Source organism: Sulfurisphaera javensis (genome assembly GCF_041154675.1).
GTDB classification, from domain to species: Archaea; Thermoproteota; Thermoprotei_A; order Sulfolobales; family Sulfolobaceae; genus Sulfurisphaera; species Sulfurisphaera javensis.
The window spans coordinates 14,771-36,103 of sequence record NZ_AP031322.1; the positions used below are offsets into that span (position 1 = coordinate 14,771).

General features: G+C 31.3%; 22 protein-coding genes and 1 pseudogene. 13 read left to right on the forward strand and 10 right to left on the reverse strand.

All coding sequences use genetic code 11. From position 1 onward, the window contains the following. Positions 1-4 precede the first annotated feature (4 nt). Positions 5-1,993, forward strand: a complete 1,989-nt coding sequence (gene malA / locus ACAM25_RS00065; RefSeq protein WP_369611701.1) for an alpha-glucosidase MalA — start codon at positions 5-7, stop codon at positions 1,991-1,993. Here malA and ACAM25_RS00070 read toward each other — a convergent pair. After that, positions 1,979-4,789, reverse strand: a complete 2,811-nt coding sequence (locus tag ACAM25_RS00070) for an alpha-mannosidase (protein ID WP_369610321.1) — start codon at positions 4,787-4,789, stop codon at positions 1,979-1,981. The genes malA and ACAM25_RS00070 overlap by 15 nt on opposite strands. Positions 4,790-5,215: 426 nt before the next feature. On the opposite strand from ACAM25_RS00070, the gene ACAM25_RS00075 reads away from it, so the two are divergent. Together ACAM25_RS00075 and ACAM25_RS00080 are read left to right on the forward strand one after the other, a co-directional pair. Beyond that, entirely contained in the window at positions 5,216-5,353 is a 138-nt protein-coding gene (locus ACAM25_RS00075; protein ID WP_369610322.1) for a hypothetical protein, read from the forward strand. Next, on the forward strand, positions 5,346-5,603 hold the full coding sequence (locus ACAM25_RS00080; RefSeq protein ID WP_369610323.1) for a hypothetical protein: 258 nt from the start codon (positions 5,346-5,348) through the stop codon (positions 5,601-5,603). Before ACAM25_RS00075 ends, ACAM25_RS00080 begins: the two co-directional genes overlap by 8 nt. Positions 5,604-5,625: 22 nt before the next feature. Here ACAM25_RS00080 and ACAM25_RS00085 read toward each other — a convergent pair whose 3' ends face one another. Further along, a complete protein-coding gene (locus tag ACAM25_RS00085; RefSeq protein ID WP_369610324.1) occupies positions 5,626-5,826 on the reverse strand; it encodes a hypothetical protein in 201 nt (66 codons plus the stop codon). A gap of 631 nt (positions 5,827-6,457) precedes the next feature. Here ACAM25_RS00085 and ACAM25_RS00090 point away from each other — a divergent pair. From ACAM25_RS00090 to ACAM25_RS00105, 4 genes and pseudogenes are all read left to right on the forward strand, one after another. After that, the gene (locus ACAM25_RS00090) at positions 6,458-6,718 is read left to right on the forward strand and encodes an AbrB/MazE/SpoVT family DNA-binding domain-containing protein (protein WP_369610325.1); all 261 of its coding nucleotides are present in this window, start codon (positions 6,458-6,460) and stop codon (positions 6,716-6,718) included. Next, positions 6,715-7,107 (forward strand): type II toxin-antitoxin system VapC family toxin, encoded by a 393-nt coding sequence (locus tag ACAM25_RS00095; RefSeq protein ID WP_369610326.1) that lies wholly within the window; start codon positions 6,715-6,717, stop codon positions 7,105-7,107. The genes ACAM25_RS00090 and ACAM25_RS00095 overlap by 4 nt, the downstream gene beginning before the upstream one ends. A gap of 403 nt (positions 7,108-7,510) precedes the next feature. Next, positions 7,511-7,915: pseudogene (locus ACAM25_RS00100) on the forward strand (MFS transporter); the annotation flags it as partial. 192 nt (positions 7,916-8,107) lie between these two features. Beyond that, entirely contained in the window at positions 8,108-8,494 is a 387-nt protein-coding gene (locus tag ACAM25_RS00105; RefSeq protein ID WP_369610327.1) for a hypothetical protein, read from the forward strand. Positions 8,495-8,681: 187 nt separating this feature from the next. On the opposite strand, the gene ACAM25_RS00110 is transcribed toward ACAM25_RS00105, so the two are convergent. Next, the gene (locus ACAM25_RS00110) at positions 8,682-9,173 is read right to left on the reverse strand and encodes a hypothetical protein (protein ID WP_369610328.1); all 492 of its coding nucleotides are present in this window, start codon (positions 9,171-9,173) and stop codon (positions 8,682-8,684) included. A gap of 391 nt (positions 9,174-9,564) precedes the next feature. On the opposite strand from ACAM25_RS00110, the gene ACAM25_RS00115 reads away from it, so the two are divergent. The 4 genes from ACAM25_RS00115 (at position 9,565) to ACAM25_RS00130 (ending at position 12,566) form a co-directional block, all read left to right on the forward strand. Beyond that, on the forward strand, positions 9,565-9,864 hold the full coding sequence (locus ACAM25_RS00115) for a type II toxin-antitoxin system VapC family toxin (RefSeq protein WP_369610329.1): 300 nt from the start codon (positions 9,565-9,567) through the stop codon (positions 9,862-9,864). A gap of 251 nt (positions 9,865-10,115) precedes the next feature. Next, positions 10,116-10,352, forward strand: coding sequence for a DNA polymerase II (locus tag ACAM25_RS00120; RefSeq protein ID WP_369610330.1), 237 nt, complete (start codon positions 10,116-10,118; stop codon positions 10,350-10,352). Further along, positions 10,330-11,994 carry a DNA polymerase domain-containing protein gene (locus tag ACAM25_RS00125; protein WP_369610331.1) on the forward strand — a complete coding sequence of 555 codons (1,665 nt, stop codon included), beginning with the start codon at positions 10,330-10,332 and terminating at the stop codon, positions 11,992-11,994. The genes ACAM25_RS00120 and ACAM25_RS00125 overlap by 23 nt, the downstream gene beginning before the upstream one ends. Next, on the forward strand, positions 11,988-12,566 hold the full coding sequence (locus tag ACAM25_RS00130) for a hypothetical protein (protein WP_369610332.1): 579 nt from the start codon (positions 11,988-11,990) through the stop codon (positions 12,564-12,566). The genes ACAM25_RS00125 and ACAM25_RS00130 overlap by 7 nt, the downstream gene beginning before the upstream one ends. A gap of 53 nt (positions 12,567-12,619) precedes the next feature. Here the strand turns inward: ACAM25_RS00130 and ACAM25_RS00135 are convergent, their stop codons facing one another. From ACAM25_RS00135 to ACAM25_RS00165, 7 genes are all read right to left on the reverse strand, one after another. Further along, the gene (locus ACAM25_RS00135; protein ID WP_369610333.1) at positions 12,620-13,771 is read right to left on the reverse strand and encodes a hypothetical protein; all 1,152 of its coding nucleotides are present in this window, start codon (positions 13,769-13,771) and stop codon (positions 12,620-12,622) included. A 251-nt stretch (positions 13,772-14,022) separates the two neighbouring features. Continuing rightward, positions 14,023-15,660: a hypothetical protein gene (locus tag ACAM25_RS00140; RefSeq protein ID WP_369610334.1), complete on the reverse strand. Its 1,638-nt coding sequence runs from the start codon at positions 15,658-15,660 to the stop codon at positions 14,023-14,025. Positions 15,661-15,682: 22 nt separating this feature from the next. Then, positions 15,683-16,096, reverse strand: coding sequence for a hypothetical protein (locus ACAM25_RS00145; protein ID WP_369610335.1), 414 nt, complete (start codon positions 16,094-16,096; stop codon positions 15,683-15,685). Beyond that, positions 16,066-16,398 (reverse strand): hypothetical protein, encoded by a 333-nt coding sequence (locus ACAM25_RS00150; protein WP_369610336.1) that lies wholly within the window; start codon positions 16,396-16,398, stop codon positions 16,066-16,068. Before ACAM25_RS00150 ends, ACAM25_RS00145 begins: the two co-directional genes overlap by 31 nt. A gap of 18 nt (positions 16,399-16,416) precedes the next feature. Continuing rightward, complete coding sequence (locus ACAM25_RS00155) at positions 16,417-16,815, reverse strand: hypothetical protein (protein ID WP_369610337.1); 399 nt, start codon at positions 16,813-16,815, stop codon at positions 16,417-16,419. A 186-nt stretch (positions 16,816-17,001) separates the two neighbouring features. Beyond that, positions 17,002-17,568 carry a hypothetical protein gene (locus ACAM25_RS00160; RefSeq protein WP_369610338.1) on the reverse strand — a complete coding sequence of 189 codons (567 nt, stop codon included), beginning with the start codon at positions 17,566-17,568 and terminating at the stop codon, positions 17,002-17,004. Then, entirely contained in the window at positions 17,525-17,998 is a 474-nt protein-coding gene (locus ACAM25_RS00165; RefSeq protein WP_369610339.1) for a hypothetical protein, read from the reverse strand. Before ACAM25_RS00165 ends, ACAM25_RS00160 begins: the two co-directional genes overlap by 44 nt. A 496-nt stretch (positions 17,999-18,494) precedes the next feature. On the opposite strand from ACAM25_RS00165, the gene ACAM25_RS00170 reads away from it, so the two are divergent. Further along, positions 18,495-19,610 carry a hypothetical protein gene (locus ACAM25_RS00170; RefSeq protein WP_369610340.1) on the forward strand — a complete coding sequence of 372 codons (1,116 nt, stop codon included), beginning with the start codon at positions 18,495-18,497 and terminating at the stop codon, positions 19,608-19,610. 156 nt (positions 19,611-19,766) lie between these two features. Next, the gene (locus ACAM25_RS00175; protein WP_369610341.1) at positions 19,767-21,266 is read left to right on the forward strand and encodes an acyl-CoA synthetase; all 1,500 of its coding nucleotides are present in this window, start codon (positions 19,767-19,769) and stop codon (positions 21,264-21,266) included. Positions 21,267-21,333 lie beyond the last annotated feature (67 nt).

The following is a 21,333-nucleotide window of genomic DNA, read 5'->3' on the forward strand; positions in this document are numbered from 1 at the left end:
TTTCATTTCCTTTATGCAAGTTGAAGAAAAGGATGGAATTTATAGGATAAGAATAAACAATCCTTTACCTCCAGTAGAATTTAACTTCCAAGGGGTTAATTCATCAAAATCGTTACACGACTTTAATCTTACGATCGAAGAGAAAGAGAATTCATTGATAATTTCAAAACCCCTAGAGTTAGAAGAGCATATAGTTGGTTTAGGTGAAAAAGCTGTTGAACTTGATAGAAGAAGATTTAGATTTAGAATGTGTAATATTGATGCTGGAAAATACTTCAAGTTTTCTGATCCCTTGTATATAAACATACCTTTCTTCATTTCTGTATACAAAGGTAAAGCAACGGGATATTTTATTAATTCAGCATCATGTGATTTAGTAATTGACATTGGTGTATCAGATTATTCAAAGATAAAGATCTTCGTACCTCATAGGGATGTTGAACTTTTTATCTTTGAAGGTCCAACTATTGAGAAAGTCTTAGAAAGATATACTGACGTTACTGGTAAACCTTATTTAATGCCAGAATGGGCTTTAGGTTATATGATATCTAGATACTCTTACTATCCACAAGATTATATTATAAAACTTGTAGACTTAATGAAAGAGTTTAGAGTAACAGCTGTATTCTTAGATATTGACTTCATGGATTCATTTAAACTATTCACATGGGATAAAGAGAAGTTCCCTGACCCTCAGAAGTTCATTGAAGAACTACATAAACGTGGAGTTAAATTAATTACAATAGTGGATCATAGTGTTAGGGCTGATCAAAAATATCCCATTTTTATTTCTGGTTTAGGTAAGTTCTGTGAAACTGGTAAGGGTGAATTGTTTGTAGGAAAATTATGGCCTGGTAACACTGTTTATCCAGACTTCTTTAAAGAAGAAACTAGGAAATGGTGGAGTGAATTAATTTACAATTGGTTAAAACAAGGAGTTGATGGTATTTGGTTAGATATGAATGAACCGACAGACTTTACAACTTACGATACTTATTACGAAATTCTTAACCAACTTCATGCCACTATGAAAGATGAAAGACTTTTACTTACCTTTCCCCCTAATGTAGTTCATGAATATAAGGGTAAAAAAGTCCCTCATTTGATGATTAGGAATGCTTACCCACTTTATGAAGCTATGGCAACTTTTGAAGGTTTTAAGGATAAGGAACCATTTATTCTCTCTAGGTCCGGTTATGCTGGAATACAAAAGTATGCTTGTGTTTGGACTGGGGATAATACTCCTTCGTGGGATGATTTAAAACTACAGCTACAGTTAGTCTTAGGTTTATCTATTTCCGGTGTGTCATGTGTTGGTATTGATATTGGTGCTTTTCAAGGAAGAGGTAGTAGGGATATTGACAATTCTCCAGAACTTTTAGTTAAATATTTTGGTATTGCTTTATTCTTTCCCTTTTTTAGAACTCATAAGGCAACTAATGGAATTGATACTGAACCTATTTTCTTACCTTCATACTATAGAGAAAAAATGAAAAAAATAATTGACACTAGGTATAAGTTTTTACCTTACCTATATTCTTTAGCTATTGAATCTCATGAAACTGGACATCCAATAATTAGACCATTATTTTATGATTTCCAGGAAGATGAAAACACATATAGAATTGAAGATGAATATATGGTTGGTAAGTTCCTACTTTATGCTCCAATAATAACCCCAACAGAAAGAAGGCTAGTTTATTTACCTAGTGGAAGGTGGATGGAATTTTGGACCAAAGAAATCTTTGAAGGGAATAGTTGGATAAATTCTTCATCAGACTTACCAATATACATTAGGGAAGGAAGTATAATACCACTTGAAAATAACGATATTTTAACGTTTGGAAATTACGGAAAGTTCAAATACAATAATGTTTTCATTGAGAGAGAAGGAAACTTACTAAAGTTATCTAAACCCTTCTTCGTTAGAAAAATAATTACAGAGAAAAAAGAAATTGAAGTAAATAAGGAACTAACTTCAATAGACCTTTAACGTTAGTATCTCATAATTTTTATAACTAAACTCCACTTTATTCTTTTTTACTATCATCTCCCTTTCTACTTCCTCATCCTCAATTATGTTAGTTGATATTACTTTTGAAGGATTAAACCATAAGGTTAATTCACCTTTACCCTTACTGTTAAGAACGTTATAAAGTCTAATTATTATACCTTTATTATCTTCTGAAAGTTTTAATGTCTCTAAAATTAGTCCCTTTCCTTTAAGAGAGATAAAGCTTTTACTTTCTTTCAATTTTCCTTTTGTAACAATTAAGGGAATATTTAACTCATAACCAAGTTTGTAAATCTCACTTTCTTTCCAATCATCTTTATGAGGAATGATATAAATATTTACTTCATTCTCTTCAGAATCAGTTTCATAATCTGGGAAAATTGGAGTTTTAGATATTGTAACTCCTATGTCACCCCTTTCAACACTTACACCATACTTACCATCAGTAACTATTCCAACACCATAATTATCCTCTGATATATCTAACCATTTCTGGAACGGAACCTCAAACCTTGCTTTCTCCCATGAAGTGTTTTTAATAGTACTTCTTTTTAATACTCCATATGGAATCTCGAACACAGCCTCATTAGCATTTAAATTTGTCTTAACCCAGAACTTTAACAAAAGTTCTCTATCTGGAATCTTAGTCATTAATTTAACGTTTATCATTTTCTTTTCAGCATAAAGGCATATTTCCTCTATCACATCAGATTTCCTAAAATTGAAGGTAAAAGTAATACAACTCTTTATTTTATCCCTTGTAACAGTGTAAGATTTTGCTTTCAATTCAAACTCAGTCTCCTTATACGAAGGCTCTATATCCCAAGCATCAGCCCAACCTGGTATACTTTCATAAAATGAAAGCTTACTTCTCTCTCTCAAAACTTCCCTTCCTTCCTCTTTATCGTAAATTGAAATAATATGTCCCTCTTTATCTAGCTTTACTAATAACTTTGAGTTCTCTAAAGTTAGTCCCTCTACTTTAACTTCATCCTTAACCTCTTCCTCTTTACAGGGTGAAAAGCCTAATGGAGGAACTTTTACTTTGATTAATTTCCCATTAATATTAACAAAATCTTCCCTTTCCCATGATAGAGAGTTAAAGACTAAACATTCATCTCCATCTCCAACAAGCTTTTTAATACTTTCCATTGTAATTTTTTCGCTTTCTTTTATAACATATTCTAACTCTGGATAAACGGTTTTGTAAACTTCATTTATTGCTGAACCGGGCAAAACGTCATGAAATTCATTCTTTAAGAGTATTTTCCAAAGTGATTGAATCTTCTCTTTATCATAATTTCCAGCAATGGTTGACCAAATCTCAGCTTCCCTTAATGAGATTTCAGCTCTTCTGTGTAAGTATTTCATTCTTGAATGGGAAGTTAAAACACCTCTGTGAGTCTCTAAGTAAAGTTCACCTACCCATTCTTCCTTAGGATTAGCTTCAAAAGGAAAACCATCTTTTATTTTAGGAACAAAGGGGAGATTGTCAAATATCTTTTTCTTTATTAACATTTCTTCAGTTGGTCCTCCTCCTCCATCACCATAACCATAAGCATAAAGCATTGGTTGATCTTTATCTTTCCAGTTATTCCATTGTTCCATTAAGCTATCTATTGTAAAAGTTGAATTATACCCTCCTCCACCATTACCAAATGCTATTGCTTTTAATGAAGAACCATCAATTCCTACCCAGTTAAAAAGAGAATAAGGGAATTTGTTTGTGTCATTCCAAAATACTTTGTGAGTTGCAAAGTATTTTATTTTACTCAGTCTAGCTATTTGTGGTAATTGTGCTGAGAAACCAAATGTATCTGGTAACCAAAGTATTTCAGAGTATTTTCCAAAGTTCTCCTTGTAGAAGAGTTGAGAATAAAGAAGTTGTCTTGCAATAGACTCTCCAGAAGGTAAATTAGCATCAAACTCAACCCAACCAGCACCTAATATCCATTTTCCTTCTTTTACTTTCTCCTTGATTTTTTCAAATAGAGAAGGATAGTCACTCTTTATCCAATCATAATAAATAGCCATACTTTGCATAAAGACAAAATCATATTTTTCCATTAAAGAAAGGACTGTTGAGAACGTTCTAGCTATTTTTCTCCTAGTCTCATCAAAGTTCCATAGCCATGCAGTATCTGTATGAGCATGACCAATAGCATATACTATTCCACGTTTGTAATTTAACTCTTTTAGCTTTTCCTTAAGGAAGTTTATTGCTTCTGTATAATCTGTTGTATATTCTTCCTTATTTGAGTAACCGTAGCTAAGCAAATAGGTAGGGAATTTATCATAAACCTTAGATGCTAAATAAAGTTGATCTGCAGACACACCTACAAATGGTACAAATTTAAGAGCTTCCGATAGAATTTTTAGAATCTCATCTCTTTCGAAATACTTTGATAATTCAAGGAGTGAAATACCATAAAGCCAGAAAATAAATGCTGAGTCATTTCTTACAAACTTATAAGGCGTTCCGTAACTTATTTCGACCCTTTCACCAAATGCTTTGAACGGAGAAAACTCAGCTTCAATCTTTATTTCACCTTTTGGTAATGGGAAATAGTTATGGTAGCCGTCTAAAGAGAAATATGGCTTACTATTGAGTTTTATTAACGCAGAACCAGAATAATCGGCAACTAACAAAAAAGAGTTATCGTCTTCATTATTTAATGAAATTGAATTGCCGTTCCAACTTAGTCTTTCAATTTTTGTAAATGAAGTTGCTAAAATGTATGATAATCTTTGGAAAATCTCTTTTTCGCTTCTCATAATGTAAAAGATGGTTAAAGGAATAAAAACGTTAGTATTAATAGTAGCATTTTCAAGAAAGTGCTAAATAAAATGCTTAGGTTAATTGAAAATGCAGAGTACTCTGAGCTTGGAGATATAGTTAGAATTTCACTCCAGGATTAGGGAAAAACTGATAGATTCTCCTATTATAATATCTACACTTGAGAAAGAGACTATTTTACTTGTTTCAATTAATGATAAGCTGTTTTTTATAACTTAGACTCACAACATAAGGTCTTAATTTTTATTCAAAGACTTTCTTGTCGGATCTATTAATAATACATTAAAATATTTGACTATTAGAAGAAAACCTTAGTTAGATTAGATGATGCCTATAAGAGCTTAGTAAAGTTTTCGTTAAAGAAATATAGTAATGCTAAGCATATATCTGATGTTCTTAATGAATTGCTAAGAGAAGGTCTAAAAAGCAATAAGGAGACTAGAAAAGTTGAAATGAATATTATTGTAGAGGTTGAAAGTGCAGAGAAATTAACACCAGAAGAAATAGGGAGGTTAATAGATGAAGTGAATAGCGGTGGTTGATACTAACGTACTAGTTTATGATTTTATATCAGATTCCCATGAAGAGGCAAAGAAGAAATTAAATGTTATTGAAAGAATGGTCTTACGCTTTAACATATTAGTTAAATTTATTCTTATGGTAATAACAAAACTGAAAATATATAATCAGCTCGTAAAAGAGAAAGTTGAAGAAATCCTAAAGAATAGTGTCATTGTTAGAGTTCGCAAGGAAGATTTTATCGATTCTATCAACTTAAATATAAAAAATTAATGATTTCTTCTTGTTACCGTAGCTAAAAGATTAAATTTTCCTGTAATTTGGGTTTAGGATTATCATTAGAGTACTTAAATACTTTAAATTTACCGAAAACGTTAATAGAAATTTTTTCGTAATCTTTCCTATATTTCTCCTCATCGATAATAATTGAAATGCCAAGAACAAATGGATTATTTTTCTCGTCAGGTTCTCCTGATTCATCAATGGCAATAATCATTAACGAGAATAAGTATTAGAATGTATTAAAGTTTTCACGAAAAAATCAATGACTTCATCCTGCCCGTAATCCCCGGGCAGTCCTCATATATTTATGTTAACTGTAACCTTAAAAACTATTCCTTTATCCTACCAAAGATCTTATATAACTCTTTTTCTGCTTTTTATTTCTCTCTTTAAATTCTCATAATACTGGATATCCAGCTTGTTATTCCATTCTTTTGTAAATTATGAAAAGGGAAAAAGCATTAAAGAACCTATGAATTAAAACATTTATACCACAAGAAAATTCTGATACTTATTGCATTAGAATATTAAACAAAGAACGTAAGCGCTGCTAAATTCGCTTAGGAAATTTGCATATATCACCTCAGAATTTATCACTTACATCTTGAATAAGGTGTAAAAGTAAGGCTACAATGCTTTTGTGGAAACAGTTTCAACGGCATTAGAAGATAACACTGTTTGCACTATCATAAATAATTTGACTAAATTTGTATAAAAGAAGTGATATAGACTTTAATAAATTATTAAGTAGAGCTATTTAGTTACTTCTTCACTGTTTCACTTGTCAAATATACTGATAAATATATATATTTTAGTAAAACTAGTTTAACTATGGTGAAATCAGTTTGACGATTAAAGTCAATGTTGGTAAAAAAGGTATCATAATTATTCCTAAAAGTATAAGAGATCTTTTAAACATAAAGGAAGGTGATTCATTACTTCTAAACGTTATTGATGGAAAAATAGTTTTAGAGAGGGAGAGAAAGATAAACTTAGAGGATCTAAAGAAGAAATTTGAAGAGCATGAGAAAAGAATTGCTTATGCTAAAAAACCAAGGTTAGGGGAATTAGAAAAAGTAGAATTAGAGGAGGAATTTGAAGGTTGATCTTTGTAGATGCAAATTTCTTAATATACTTAAACTTAGGTATTAAAGAGGCGAAGGATTATTATTTTAGATTACTAGAAAACGAAAGCTTAACACTAGATCCTTTAGTTCTTGATGAGGTAATATATGTTTCAAAAAAGAAGTATAATGTAAAGTTCGAAGACACATTAACCTTCATTGACGAATTAGTTTTACCTTATGTTACAGTGTTTCCGATTACTGAGGGAGAATATGAAAAAGCAAAGAGATTCATGATAGAATACGCAATTCCACCTTCAGATTCCCTTCATGTAGCAGTAATGTTGAATAACTCCATTAAGAAGATTTTATCAGAAGATAAAGATTTTGACAAAATCAAAGAAATTGAAAGAATTTGGATTACTTATTAAGGATTGAAAATCCTTGATTTATTGAATTACCCAGCTCTTACTTAAATAAAAGCATAATATTCTCATCTTGTGATTTTTTGCTTCTTAGTAATGATCCATTAGATCACTAAGACTGTGTGATTATAAAGGGTCTAGTAACTATCAAGCTGTAAAATCATTAGCTCTTATAGCGGATTAAAACGTTACTCTTTCAAGGTCTTTATACTAATGGAGTCTTTAATCATAGTACTAAGGCTTCCAGTAATTGCTAATGTGAGTACGAGAGAAGTATTCATCAAATATGACTTCCTTAACTCACTAGGAGTTAAAAAATAATCACAAATCTTTACTTATAAAAAACTAAACAGTAAAAATTTTGTTTTTCAATAAAAATGCTTATAATAACATGATGAAAAATTAACATATGAAATCATTGTTAGAAGTAAGTAGGGAAAAGAGAATAATAAGGATATTACCAATCCTATTTTTCTTATATTTCATAAATTTCCTTGATAGAGTAAACATCTCATATGCAATTGACGCAGGAACGTTTCAATATTTAGGAGTTGCAAAGAATCAAGTAGGAATAATAGCTTCCTTTGCTTCCTCATTATTCTTTGTAGGTTATTTTATTCCTCAGATATTCTCTAATTTAGGAATAAATAAATACGGTGTAAGAAAAGTCTTTTTGATCACTTTTATAGCTTGGGGAATAATCACAATTCTAACTGGTTTTGTCACTGCTGTTATTCAAGTTGAAGTCTTAAGATTCTTACTTGGAGTTGCTGAAGGACCATTTTATGCTGGAGTTATATTTTACAAAAATGTGGACAGAAAGCCTTTGGATGGGGATGAATGTCACAAAACTTAAATAGTAATACTAGTTAAAAACCATTATGGCTAAGGCTCCAGAGCCAACTGTCCGCGAGGACAGTTCTATCGAGGAGGAAATCGTGAGTATTAAAATGAAGATTTCCTCCTCGGCTCTGGAGAGTGGAGAAATCTAGCTACTTTCGGTTCAATGGATGAAGTGAGACACACACAAGTACAGTTATTGCTATCACATGATAATATATCGGTAAGTCCAAAATTTGCTTTTGCACATAAACTGTTTTGGACTGATAGATGGTTACCGATAGCCGCAAGATCATTCTTCAACGATACAATAACTGGAACTACAGCAACAGAATTTGCATTATTAACTACTTTTGCATTTGAAACTGGCTTCACAAACTTGCAATTTGTAGCTTTTGTAGCAATGGCCAATAAATCAAATGATTTTGTATTTTCTACTGCTATACAAAGTATTCAAACAGATGAGTCAAGACATGCTCAAATCGGACATCCAGTGTTAAAGACATTTGCAGATATTACTAAATTGTCTGAGGAAATGAAAAAGAAGGTATAAGATTTTTTAACGTAATTTTTTCTTTTATTGTATATCTTTTTCATACATCTTTAGTATCGAGCCATTCAAGTTTCCTTTGCGAATTGAATTCTAGTTTCTCCATTTCTTATAATTCAATGTAGAATTAATTCAGTAGAACCGTCTAAATCGTGAAAGAAACGATAGACATATGGATATTATTCCATCCTCACAAAAAATTATCCAAAATATTATAGTTTTGAGCAATAGCCCAGACAATCTGAAGTCTATATGGAGTGTGATACTTACTAAACCTCCACCAAGGAATTAAACGACTCCACCAGATTATTAGTAAAGAGAAAACGCTGAAGTTCTTGAGGCAGAGAGAGGAACGAGAGAGACCCCGTTCCACAAGTCCCTTAACCTTATCCGAGAACTCAGTGAGCAGACCAGAGACGAGAAGGTCAACCTCATCCCTCCCACTACGATCCAAGCGTCTCTTAACGTGGTTAAGACAAAGCTGTCTTCTCGCATTTATACCCGAGAGCTCGAGTGCCGAGTGCACCGACTTAATCATATCCGCAACCACGAACATGAAGTTGAACCTCTTCCACACCTTGGCCAGCAGTCTCCAGTAACCCTTGATACCCTCCTTATATAAGTATGCAAAATTTTTGACCGAAAGATTTATTACTGAACGCTCCTGGAACCAAAGACTCACACTTGAAATACTCCTTCAAAAAACAGGGCTCAGAAATCAGCTTACATCTTTCTATCTTAACTTGACACTAGTAGAAAGGTTTAATAATTATATAATTACATGTGAACCACACAACGATAAGTATTAACAAAGAAACTAAGGACAAACTTGAAAGATTAAGGAGAAGAATGGAGAAAGAAAGGGTAAACCGCTTACCTGGGATGAATTCTTTGAATACTTAATAAGGGAAAAAGAAGTTCAAAGAGATTTAAGATTAAGTGAGGAAGAAGCCAACATTTTGTTAAAGTTGACTGAAGAAGGTAGGAGGAGTTGGAAAATAAGAAATGCTTAGATACTGATGCCTTAATTTACAAAAAAGGGTAAAGGAGAAGTTTCAAGGAAGTTACATAACATGCATAACCTTATTCGATTTTTAAGAGGAATTGCTTATTTAGGAAAGGACGTTGAGGAGTTCAAGGAAGATATTGAAGATTATTTCAACGTCATTTGCTTAGATAATGATTCAATAAAGTTAAGTTCAAAAATTTATGCAAGTCTAAGGGAAAAAGGAGAGTTAATAGATGATCCAGATTTGCTTATAGGAAGTATTTGCATTTCAAATAATTTGACACTAATTACTAATAATTTAAGCCATTTTGAAAGACTTAAGACTTACGGATTAAAAATAGTAAAGGCTGATGAAATAATCTAATCATTTGAAAGAAGAAAACTCATTCTCAGCTCTATTGAATATCGCCCTCCAGAACAGTTAGTTTCTCATTCCATAATTTTATGCATTATCTGTAACCTAGAGAGTTTGCCGAATTTAATTTTGTTTTTCTCTTCTTCAATATTACCATCTTCATGGTATTATTAAAGCTATATTTTTATTCGAAAGTTTAAACTAATACTTTCATCATTCTCTCTTCTGGCTTATTTCACTTTCATTGCAATATTAATAGCGTGGGAAGAACACAACCATCATTCACTAAAGCAGTTGATTCACAATTAGAGACTTTAAGTAGAATAGCCTCACGTTTACACTCTTATCAATTTGAAAAGTTATTGGAAAAAGCTAAAGAGAAAGTTAGATATCTTCAGAGTGCTTCCTATGACGAGTTCATTAATCCTTACGATTTAGTAATTCTAGCTATGATTATTACACTAGCTGAGGAGTGTGAGAAAAATGTACGTTCTTGATGCCTATCCAGAAAGGGGAGGAGTTAGAATACTGCTAAACGACTTTGAAAAGGAGTTCATAAAAACAACTTTCCCAGTTTATGCGATTACAGATAATCCAGATATCGTACTTCAACATCCAGAAGTTAAATATTACGAGGAAGAAAAGTGGAGAACTTTAGATGGTAAAGAAGTTATATTATACCGTTTTGAGGTTGAGAGTTTTAACGCTTATTATTACATGAGGAAAAGGTTAAACGTAGTTAATGAATTACCAACTGTCCTTTCACAAACACTTTATAAGCTAGGAATTAGACCATTCTCTGAACTTTATGACACTTCTTATACACTCAATTTCCCTAAAATTAAAGTTGCTACTATTCGTCATTTAAGGTGGTATGATGGTTGTGATAATTGTTATGAAGTTGAAATTAACGGTAAAGTAGAGAGGTATTACTCATTCCCAGATATTGAGGCAGATGTTATTGAGTGTTATGGCTTTCCTTGTAACAAAGTAAAGGCTCAAGTTAAGATTGATGGAAGTAAGAAAAGGTCACCAGTAGGAATTCGTGGATTAATTGAATGGTCTTACATAACTAGAACTCCTTTACATGAAATTGCATATGAAACTATTGGAAAAGCTTTGACAACTAATGAGGCTTGGGTTGCTCTTCAGAGGAAGATTATAATTCCTAAAGTAGTGCCTAGAGTGGAGAAACTGAGAAGATTGGAAGACATAATGATTGCTGACAAAGGTGGGCTTGTTTTATTCCCTAAACTTGGCTGTTTTAATAACGTTTATCAAGTTGACTTTAAGTCAATGTATCCCTCTCTCATTATAAAATACAATATTTCAGCAGAAACAATTGATGCTTGTGATGATATAAAGACTGAGCTTCATTCAATTTGTCTTAAGGAAAAGGGAATAGTACCAGAAGCATTAAGTTGGTTAGTTAAGAGGAAAGAAGATTTAAAGAAGGTTGATGAGGAAAGGGCTGAAGCAATAAAATGGATTTTAGTTGCGTCTTTTGGTTATTTAGGCTATAGGAATTCAAGGTTTGGAAAGATTGAGGCTTATGAAATGGTAACATACTTTGCGAGAAAAACGCTAAGGAAAGCAATTGAAATAGCTGAGAAATTAGGTTATGAAGTACTTCACGGAATAATTGATTCTTTAGTTATTCATGGTGATGGAATTAAGTTCGTGGAAGAAGTTGAAAAAGAAACTGGATTACGTTTAGATTACAAAAGACTTGATTGGATAATATTTACTAAGACTAGGAAGGACACCCCTTATCCAATGAGATATATAGGGAGAAGGGAAGACGGAGAAATTATTGCTAAAGGATTAATAAGATCTAATATGCCAAATTTAGTCAAGGATTTCCTTTCCTCCTTTCTAGATATTTTATCTGAGAAGAGAAATTGCGAGGAAGTAAAGAATTCTCGCGGAGAAATAAAAAAGGTGTATGAGGAGTTTGAAAGAAAACTATTTTATGGTGAACCAAAGGATTACATTATTTGGATAAAGGACAAGCCTTATGTAAGAGGTTTAAAAGGATTTTATGAGGCTGAAGATAGTTTGAAAGATAAGGATGTTTTTTATTATAAGTCATATTTAGATAGATTATATAATGACGTAATGGAGATGATAGCATGTTAAGGACTGGTTTTTCTTACCTAGATAAACTTATTCAAAAAGACGAGATTGTTGAGTTTTATTCAGAGGATGATGATTTGCTTAAGAGCTTTTATCATAGGGTTATAGCTTTATCCTCACCAATACATGTAGTTATAGTTTCTGAAAGAGGAGGTTTAGATCCTTACCTAGTTAAGAGATTCCAGGATGTTTTTGATATTCATGAGGAAGTTTATATAAGGAGAGCTTTTAAGGCTGAAGATGTTGTTCCGACAATTGAAAGTATGGGTGATGAGGATTTGATAATTATTGACCCTTATCATCATAAGAAGTTATATACTGAAATTGCATCAGCTATAAAGAAAAGAAAGGGAAGAACTTTCACGTTCAGTTTTACTAATAGAGAGTTACATGGTTCAATATTTGGCTTGCATATTGCTCATTCTTTAATAAAGCTAGAAAAAGGGAGAAGGGGGTTTAGATTCGTGATTAAGAAAAGTGTGATTATTAGAGAAATCGAAATACCAGAAAGTATATGGTCTCTTTATGGTAAAGTTGATGAGGATGAGGGGCTATTAAAGTGGGTAATACAGTAATAGTTGATAAAGCATATATGTTCTCGCAATATGTCCAACAATATTTTTACTAATTAATATATAGCCTTTATGATAGCTTCAATCTCTTTATCAGAATAAATTTTAATCCACGTTACTGGATTGTCAATTACGTTAATTCCTTTTTTAAGCTTCATCTTATCTATAATTTCATCATAAATGTTAATCTTCATCAATAACTCAGCTTCATCTGTTAATCCAATTATTAACCTCTTTGCATAAGGTACGTAATACCACTTACTTTCTTTACCTTTAAATTTACCTCGTAATTCACCATAGCTTCTTGGATCAAAAATAGATAAAGGAACTTCTTCTACCCAAATTTCATGAGCGTATCCTTCCTTATTCTTTTCTTGCTCAACAGTATAAGTATCTCTAAACGAAACAAAGAATAGTTTAGGCTTACCATCTGGCTCAGTCGTATAATGAGGATGACCAACCTGAACAAAAGTATCATCTATTCCTAGGAGAGGCATTAGTGAACCTTGAAGAATAGCAAACTTATCTAAGTCTTCAATTCCAATAATTTCATCTAATGATGGTCCAATAAAAGTCTGTAACATCCATTTAGATAAAGTATTCATTTCAACAAAAACTTGTAATCTAGGAATCAAAGTTAAATCAAGAACATCATTAGCTCTAGACCAAACGCCAAACTCACCGAAACTCTGCACTGTAACTTTCTCTAAATCATAAATATTCATAATCCTATAAAGCTCAATGCCAGAAGAATCAGAATTTGGAGAAACCGCAATAGCATCATGCATATATCTATAAGCACCAGTAGGTCTAATAGGTAAACCAGAATCCTTTTTTAAATCTTTCATGAGAATCTTATAACCTTTTAACTTCCATTCAGGGTCAAAAATGAAAAGATATGCATTATCACCATGAGTTGAAGTTATATAATATTCATCCCTCGTTTCATTGTAAAATCCCCTAACAGCATTATTTGTGTAATTTGCATCAACTGGAAAATTATAAGGCAAAATTTTTACAGCTCGAGAAAGATCAACGTTTAAACTTCTGTCAATAGGAGCCACATAACCTTCTCTTTTTATACCATTTCGATCACTCCAACCGGTAAATAATAACCAATGTTTATCCCTCTTTATATCATATAAAATGTAAGGAGTACCTACACCGTAAAATTGAGTTCTTTGAGGAAGAAGAACTGGTTTTATCATAATTTAATCTTGAAATAGATAATATTAAGTTTTAGGTACAATAAGGAACGCAGAGCTTATGTTCTAAAATTATACATTTTTAATGTATAATCTATGAATAATAATTTCTTAAAGATAATTAATTTTGTAAAAATTAGTGAGATACTAAATTTTGAACTTTAACACTCCTTTCATGAACGTAAGAAGATGTTAATTATCTTTATTAACGTCGTTAGCCTTGTTATTGAATTCCTATTTAGACATCAAAAACCTCAACTACTGTTGTTTTTATTAGATTTGCTTGTCACTTCTTCCTTATAAAATTCTTTACCTTCTTTTAAGAAGTCGAAAATAGAGACTAACATTACCCTTTCATCTTTTTTCACTGGTATTAGGACAGACAATTCAATTCCTTGCTGCTTGGCTGACTTTATTCTTTGAATTACACCCTCCAAATCTAATAAAACTGCTAAAGGCTCCATTACTGCATAAATTCTCTTTGTTATTGATGAATATTTATTCATTAAGTCAAATAACTCATCACTTGGCAATACTCCAATACTTGCCTTAGCATCATAAATTGTATTAGTTGACCTTACGTAAATATCTGGTATTTTACCGGAAAAGATTACACTTTCAACTTCTATGTTATTAGGATCTATTTTCTCATTTTTAATTAAATGTCTAATAGTAACAGCTTTCAATTTTCTGTGAAGTTCACTTTCATTACTTCCAGCTGTTCTTTCAGCTGGAACGTCTAAATTAATATAATTCTTTCTTAGCCAAATCCAACTTTCGTTTAATATTTTCTCATAGTTTGTTCTAACGTTTGCCAAACCGTCATAATAACTATTTTTGATGGTGAAGCCTGAAGCTAAATATGTTAACACTTTAATTTCTTCTAACGTAAACTTTTCTTCAATAATAGTTGATGGTTGACCCTGAATGTACATTGAATATTTATCACGCAAGCATTTAGGCATGATAACTATAGTAAATTTATTTCCTACAAAACTTATAATACTTGATTTGAAGACTTCTTCAAATTCTTTGTCATTTACTAATTCACATAAATCGTTAGATAAAACATATATCCCATCTTTGCTTATTGCATTTTGTAGACTGTATCTGTAATTAACCTTAGAAATTTTGAGAGGATTAAAAGAATATCCCCTAATTTCCGCAAATCTAGTTACAATTGCTGAAAGCGATTCTTCAATTTTTGGATGCTGGAGTTCATCATAAACTATTACAATAAACTTACCATTAAGTTGATTAACAAATCCCAAGAAGTTATTCAAATAGAAATAAAGATCTCCATTAATTTCACGCTTTGGTTGTAGTGATTGTACAGAGTTAGATGATGGAGGAGGTGATGAAACATTTAAATTTACAAGTATCTCACTTTCAATTTGTAAAGGAATTTGAGGAGGCGTAAAGAATTTAGGCTCTGGAAGTTGAAATTCCTTTATTTCAGTGTTAAATGAGAATTTAGGAATTGTTGGATCAATTTCCAGGGTAACTGATGAAGGTAACAGAAATATGGGTTCTGGGACTTCTAAGGGTTTAACTTCAATTTGAGTAACCTTAGGAATTTCACTATTTATATCTAAGGTAATTAATGAAGGTGACTTAAACTCTGGTTCTACTACATCGATGTGAATTTCTTTGCTAGTTGTTATGATTTTCTTCCTCTCTTCTTTTACAGTATTTTCCTCCTTCTTTACTTCTTGCTTTTCTACACTACGAGATTCATTTAACAATGATGATGAACTAGTGATGTTAACGTTATATGACTGCATCTTATTCTGTCTATTTTGTGTCGTTTCCTTCTCTTTTTCTGATTCCTCTTCACATCTTGTGTAAAAGATTTCTTCGTCTTCCTTCTCTTCATTCTCTTTCTCTTCCATGTTTATCACCGCGGATTATCACTTAGTAATTTGGGTGGAGCTTCCATAAAGTCTCAATTAGTGATTTAGATATAACTGCTCCAGATCTCCATTTGATTATTTCCCATAAACTTTCTTTTGCGGATAACCCGTTTTTACCTACGCTGATGTCCAAAGACGGATCAAGGAATAAAATATAATTTACTAACTTAAACAATTCTGACACAGTGTATTCTCTCTTATAAAAGCTTTCGACGTAAGTATTTCTATTCGTATTTATGTATATACGGAACATGTCGACAGAAGCATTTAGATTAGAATCTATATGCACATATTTGTCATATTTTTCGCAAGCATCCATTATATCATCTATCGTTAAGTCTATTTGCTTTAAAAACCTATTTATAAATACTTTAAAGTCATTAACTACTTGTTCCTTAGGAACGAAAAATACCATAAGAGTTTGAATAATATGTCAGCAATTCCATTTTTATTGTGAAAATAAATTGCTATTCTTTTATCAGAGGGAACAATTTCCATTCTCCTAATATCCAAGAATTTTTGTAAAAGCACGTTTTCGAATAGTTCCTTATGTGCGCTCATTAACATTGGTCCTAAAACATGCCTGGTTGTCATTATAACGTAAGAATAATAATTATACATTGGTAAAATTGAAATTACACTTTTCTCAAGGTCTTGTAGTGCGTTTTTAAAATCGTCGACAGAAGAAATACCTCTCTCTACTTTAGGTATTTCCATGTCAAAGTTTCGAAATAATCATTCTAAATCGATCGCTAAAGATCTAATTAAATGAATAGGGGTTTTACTCATAATCCAATTATTAATTAGCGCTTGTCTATAGTCATGTCCTATTTCGTATAAGTTTCTTAGTTGAACAGGATCGACACCAACACCATATAAATCCTTAATAAGTTTTGCTAAACTGTTTTCAACATATAAACCTTTCTCATTAATCCCTCCAAGGAAATAAGGTAATAATTCTTGATTAATCTCACCTAGTTTTGGATGCTTTTGAACCTCTTGTATTAAGTAATTGCCAAAATCATCTAGGGTCTTCAAATTTACGTAAATTGGGACAACGCAATTTTCAATATACTCTCTCCACTTATCTTCAGTTAAAGGTTGTTTACCTTGATAATTACACTTACTTTGCATAATACATTATCTTACTCATTTTTTATAAACCTTAAGTATAGGAGTAAGTCTTGAGTAACTAGTCTTATCTCTAGAGAAAATTAGCAATTTTAATTGACTAGTTTAATCTGTTGTACAAAGTAAGACTCTCTTGTTTAATCATGATAGATAGCGAGATAATGAGAACCAATTTTGTAAAGCAGTTCTTCACAAAGACTCATCTAAAACCAGTATATTTGACTTGATATGATTTAATATAAACTCTACTTTTTGCTCAAGTTCATCAGAGAGTTTTATGATTTCCTCATCTGGTATCTTATTTTCTTCGCCAGTGGATAAGTATACTTTTCGTATCTCACTTATCTTTTTTGCCTCTTTATCTATTTCATCATCTTTAGGGATAATTTCCTTACCCTCTATTCGATTACTATAGTAGGTGTAAAAGAAGAGAAAGAAACGATATTTAAATTCATGCTCTTTGTGGAGATTTTTAAGGTCATTATTTATTCTCTTTATAATTTCGTGAAATGCTAAAATGCCATACTTCTCAATTTCTTCACTTAACAGTCTTATTGCACAATTTCTCAACAGCGATATATAGATATATTTAGATAATTCTTCTATTGCAGACCATAAATTTATTATTATAACTTTTCTATCATATCGAGACTTGAGTGATTTATAAATATTGAAGTAATCTTTAGCATAATCTAATTCATTTTTGAAATACTCATAGCACTCTAACCGGATATCCGTAATAATTAGTATACTCACAAAGGATTTTCTCTACTCTTTCAATATTTCTTCCTATAACATAACCTAACATTGACCCTATTGCTAAAGATATTGCAGTAGATATTAATTGAGACTCATTAGTATTATCCTTACTAGCAGCGTAACCAGCACCACCACCAACTACGGCACCACCAACTGCACCCATTTCTTCAAAAGTGACCGTTTCCACGATCTGAAAAGAAATCCATATAACATGTAATTCTTCAACTATATTCATTACAGTATTTACAATGTTATTGCAAATCTCCTTAGAGTTAGGTAAAGAATTTGCGTTTACACGTAAGGAAATCATAATCCTTTCAGACTTTAGTTCTTTGATAATTGGAGTGTCATCTAGTTTTTTTAAGCATCTATTAGCAACTTCCTTTACCTCATCTGTTGAGAGTTTTTTCTTTTTTGCTTCAATCACTATTCTGTAATTCGAGACACATAATAAAATTTGATTGAAAGATTAAAAATCTTAACAAACAATAGATTATACTCCTCATAGCTAACAAGTCTTAGTAATTTCTCTATTGTCACTTTGTGATATGTCTTAGAATTTTTAATATTTGGTTAGTATCCTGAGCAAAAATATTAGATTAGAAAACTAATTTTAGTCTCCCTGTTTTTTATTGTTAAAATCTAAGTTGGATAAATTCCAATAAAGGTGAAAAACAAAATAAAAAACCGTCAATATAAGAACCTTATCATAATGTTGTCATGAAGTATAAGTTATTTCTATAACTTCTTAAAATATTTAAACACTATTCATATATAAATCTTCTAATCTTTAGATAGAGACCGTAGATACCTTATTTTGTCTATTTGACTACACTATGACATAGTTCTTGACCAAAAGTTAATTTTTAATTCTACTATTTTAAGAAGATAATTTTTTAAAGATAAACTCTCTTTTACGCTTAATGCGTAAGAATTTTCTACTTTCCTCTTGGTTATTTGGTTTTGCAAATGGATTGTCTTCTCCTCTAATTTCCCTTTACATTTATGTTACATCTTCCATATATTTTAGTCTTAAATTTCTCCTTTTCACTTCACTTTTCTTATTATTTGCTTACTTTATTTCTGGTTACTTCTCAAAAGAACGTGAGGTAATAACTTTTTACAAGATAGGAATCTCTCTTTACATAATTTTTTACACTCTCCTAGCAATCTTTAATATTAATTCTTATAAATACGTTGATATCTTATCAATAATTTATGGTTTTGCTCAAGGCTTTTATTGGTATGGATGGGATGTAATTTTCTACAATACTCCTAAAAAATTGAATTTCTTTAATAAATCAGCATATTTAGGCTTTATCTCCTCTCTTTTAGCACCAGCAATTTATGGTACAATATTAACGCTTTTTCATAAACTTGGTTATCTCCTTCTCTTTTTGTCTTCTTCAGCTCTTCTTATAGTTGTAATTTTATTAGCTGAGAACATGAAAGTGAAAGGAGTATTCAATTTTAAAGACTCTTTCTTAGTTATTACTAAAAATGAAAATTATAAAAATACTATGATATCTTTGTCTTTAATTGCAGGATTTAACTATATTACGGGAAATATCAACCCTATTATTCTTTATTCATTTACGAGAAATTACTTAGATTTCTCTCTAATAAACTATGTTTTAAATGCTGTATCTCTTACATCAATCTACTTAGTTAGACAAAGATACGTTAGCAAAGTAAAGCCTTACAACATTGTTCTTTTGTCTTCTTTAGCAATTTCCTTCTCTTCTTTTTCTCTTTTCTTCTTTCCACTTATGTATTTAATAGTATATAATTTCTTCTCTCCATTAATTTATCCTATAATAGACATTTATAATTGGAATAACATGGATAGAAATTATCTCATAAATTATTTAATAAATAGGCAAATTTTCCTTAATGTCAGTAGGATTCTCTCAGCCACTATAGACATTTTAGTATTTTCATCATTTGACGTAATCTCTTTAGTACCATTACTATTACTAGCTTCAATAATATTCTATAGAAAAAGAAAGGTTGCAGTTCCATTGACACAAAGTTTGTAGTACTCTAGCATTAAGCCCTAGATTGTTGTATGCAAACTTGAAATTACGGAAATATCTAAATCTTTACACAATCTCCTATAAGAGATATTATAATAAAAATGAGATAACTAAGAAATTAAATGCAATATTTTTATTTTTCTTATCGTATTTTATATTATGCTTACATATGAAGAAGCGAAAAGAGCTTTTGATTGGAATCCTACAATACGAAATTTAGAGGGGAATCCATTAGATATTTTAACTTCTCATGAAGGAGTTGCGATAGAATATTTTTCGAAAGATGAAAGGAGAAGTATCACGTTTAAAGAATTAAAAAGTAAGGCACTTCGTCTAGCAGTTTATTTAAAAGAAGTTGAAAAGGTTAAGAAAGGTGATGTGATATCAGTACTTGCTTCAAAAAAGATCGAACAAGTTATTGCATTGTTAGCTAGTTTTTCAATTGGTGCGATTTACCAACCTTTATTTACTGCATTCGGACCAAAAGCTATTGAAATTAGGACTAAGGATAAACCACCAAGAATAATTTTCTGTCAAGACGATCAAAAAGATAAGGTTAACTGTGTTCCCTTTTCAAAGTTTGATGAAATGCTAAATTATGGTGAGTTAAAAGAAATTGAAAAGATAAACTGGGATGACCCAATTATATTGCTTTATACATCTGGGACTACTGGTATACCAAAAGGTGCATTAATATCAAAGAGATTATTACTTAACGCTTACGTTTATATGAAGTACGGAATAGGATTAAGAGAAAATGACGTGTTTTGGAATCCTGCAGACCCAGGTTGGGCTTATGGATTATATTATGGTATAATTGGTCCATTAATGTTTGGGAAGACAGTGTTTTTCCTTGATGAACCCTTTAATCCTGATAGGACAATGGAATTTATGGAAGAGAACAAAATCACAAATTTTGCATTTGCTCCAACAGCTTACAGAATGATAGCTGGTACTGTAATAAAGAAATATGATTTAGTTTTAGAAAGAGCAAGCTCTGCTGGAGAACCATTAAATCCTGAAGTCATAAAGTGGTTTAAAGAGAAATATAATGTAATAGTGAAGGATCATTATGGGCAAACTGAAGTTGGTATGGTTGTGTATAATGGTTGGGGTTATGATATGCAACTGAAAGCTGGAAGTATGGGATTACCGGCATTAGGATATGAAGTTGACATAGTTGATGGAATTATAGCTGTGAAAAAAGATTCGCCAGGTTTTCATTTTCTTGGATATTTAAATAGACCAGAAAAAACTCAAGAAGCTTTTAGAGGAAATTGGTACTTAACTGGTGATGAAGCAAGTAAGGACCAAGATGGATATTTCTGGTTTATAGGAAGAAAGGATGATGTAGTTAAGGTTTCTGGATATAGAGTTGGACCTTTTGAAGTAGAAAGTGTATTATTGGAACATCCAGCAGTATTAGAATCTGCAGTTATTGCTGATGAAGATCCAATAAGGGGACATATATTACATGCTTATATAGTATTAAAACCAAAATATCAACCTAGTGAAGAGTTAAAAAGAGATATAACGGAGTTTGTTAAAACTAAGTATTCAAAACATGTACATTTAGAGAAGGTTGACTTTGTAAACAGTTTGCCAAAGACTGAAAGTGGAAAAATACAAAGATACTTATTAAAAAAGAAAGTTCAGTAATCACATTTAGATATTAAAGCGATCCAAGCTTATAATCTCAGTTTTTGTAGAGTTTCAATTCTACTCT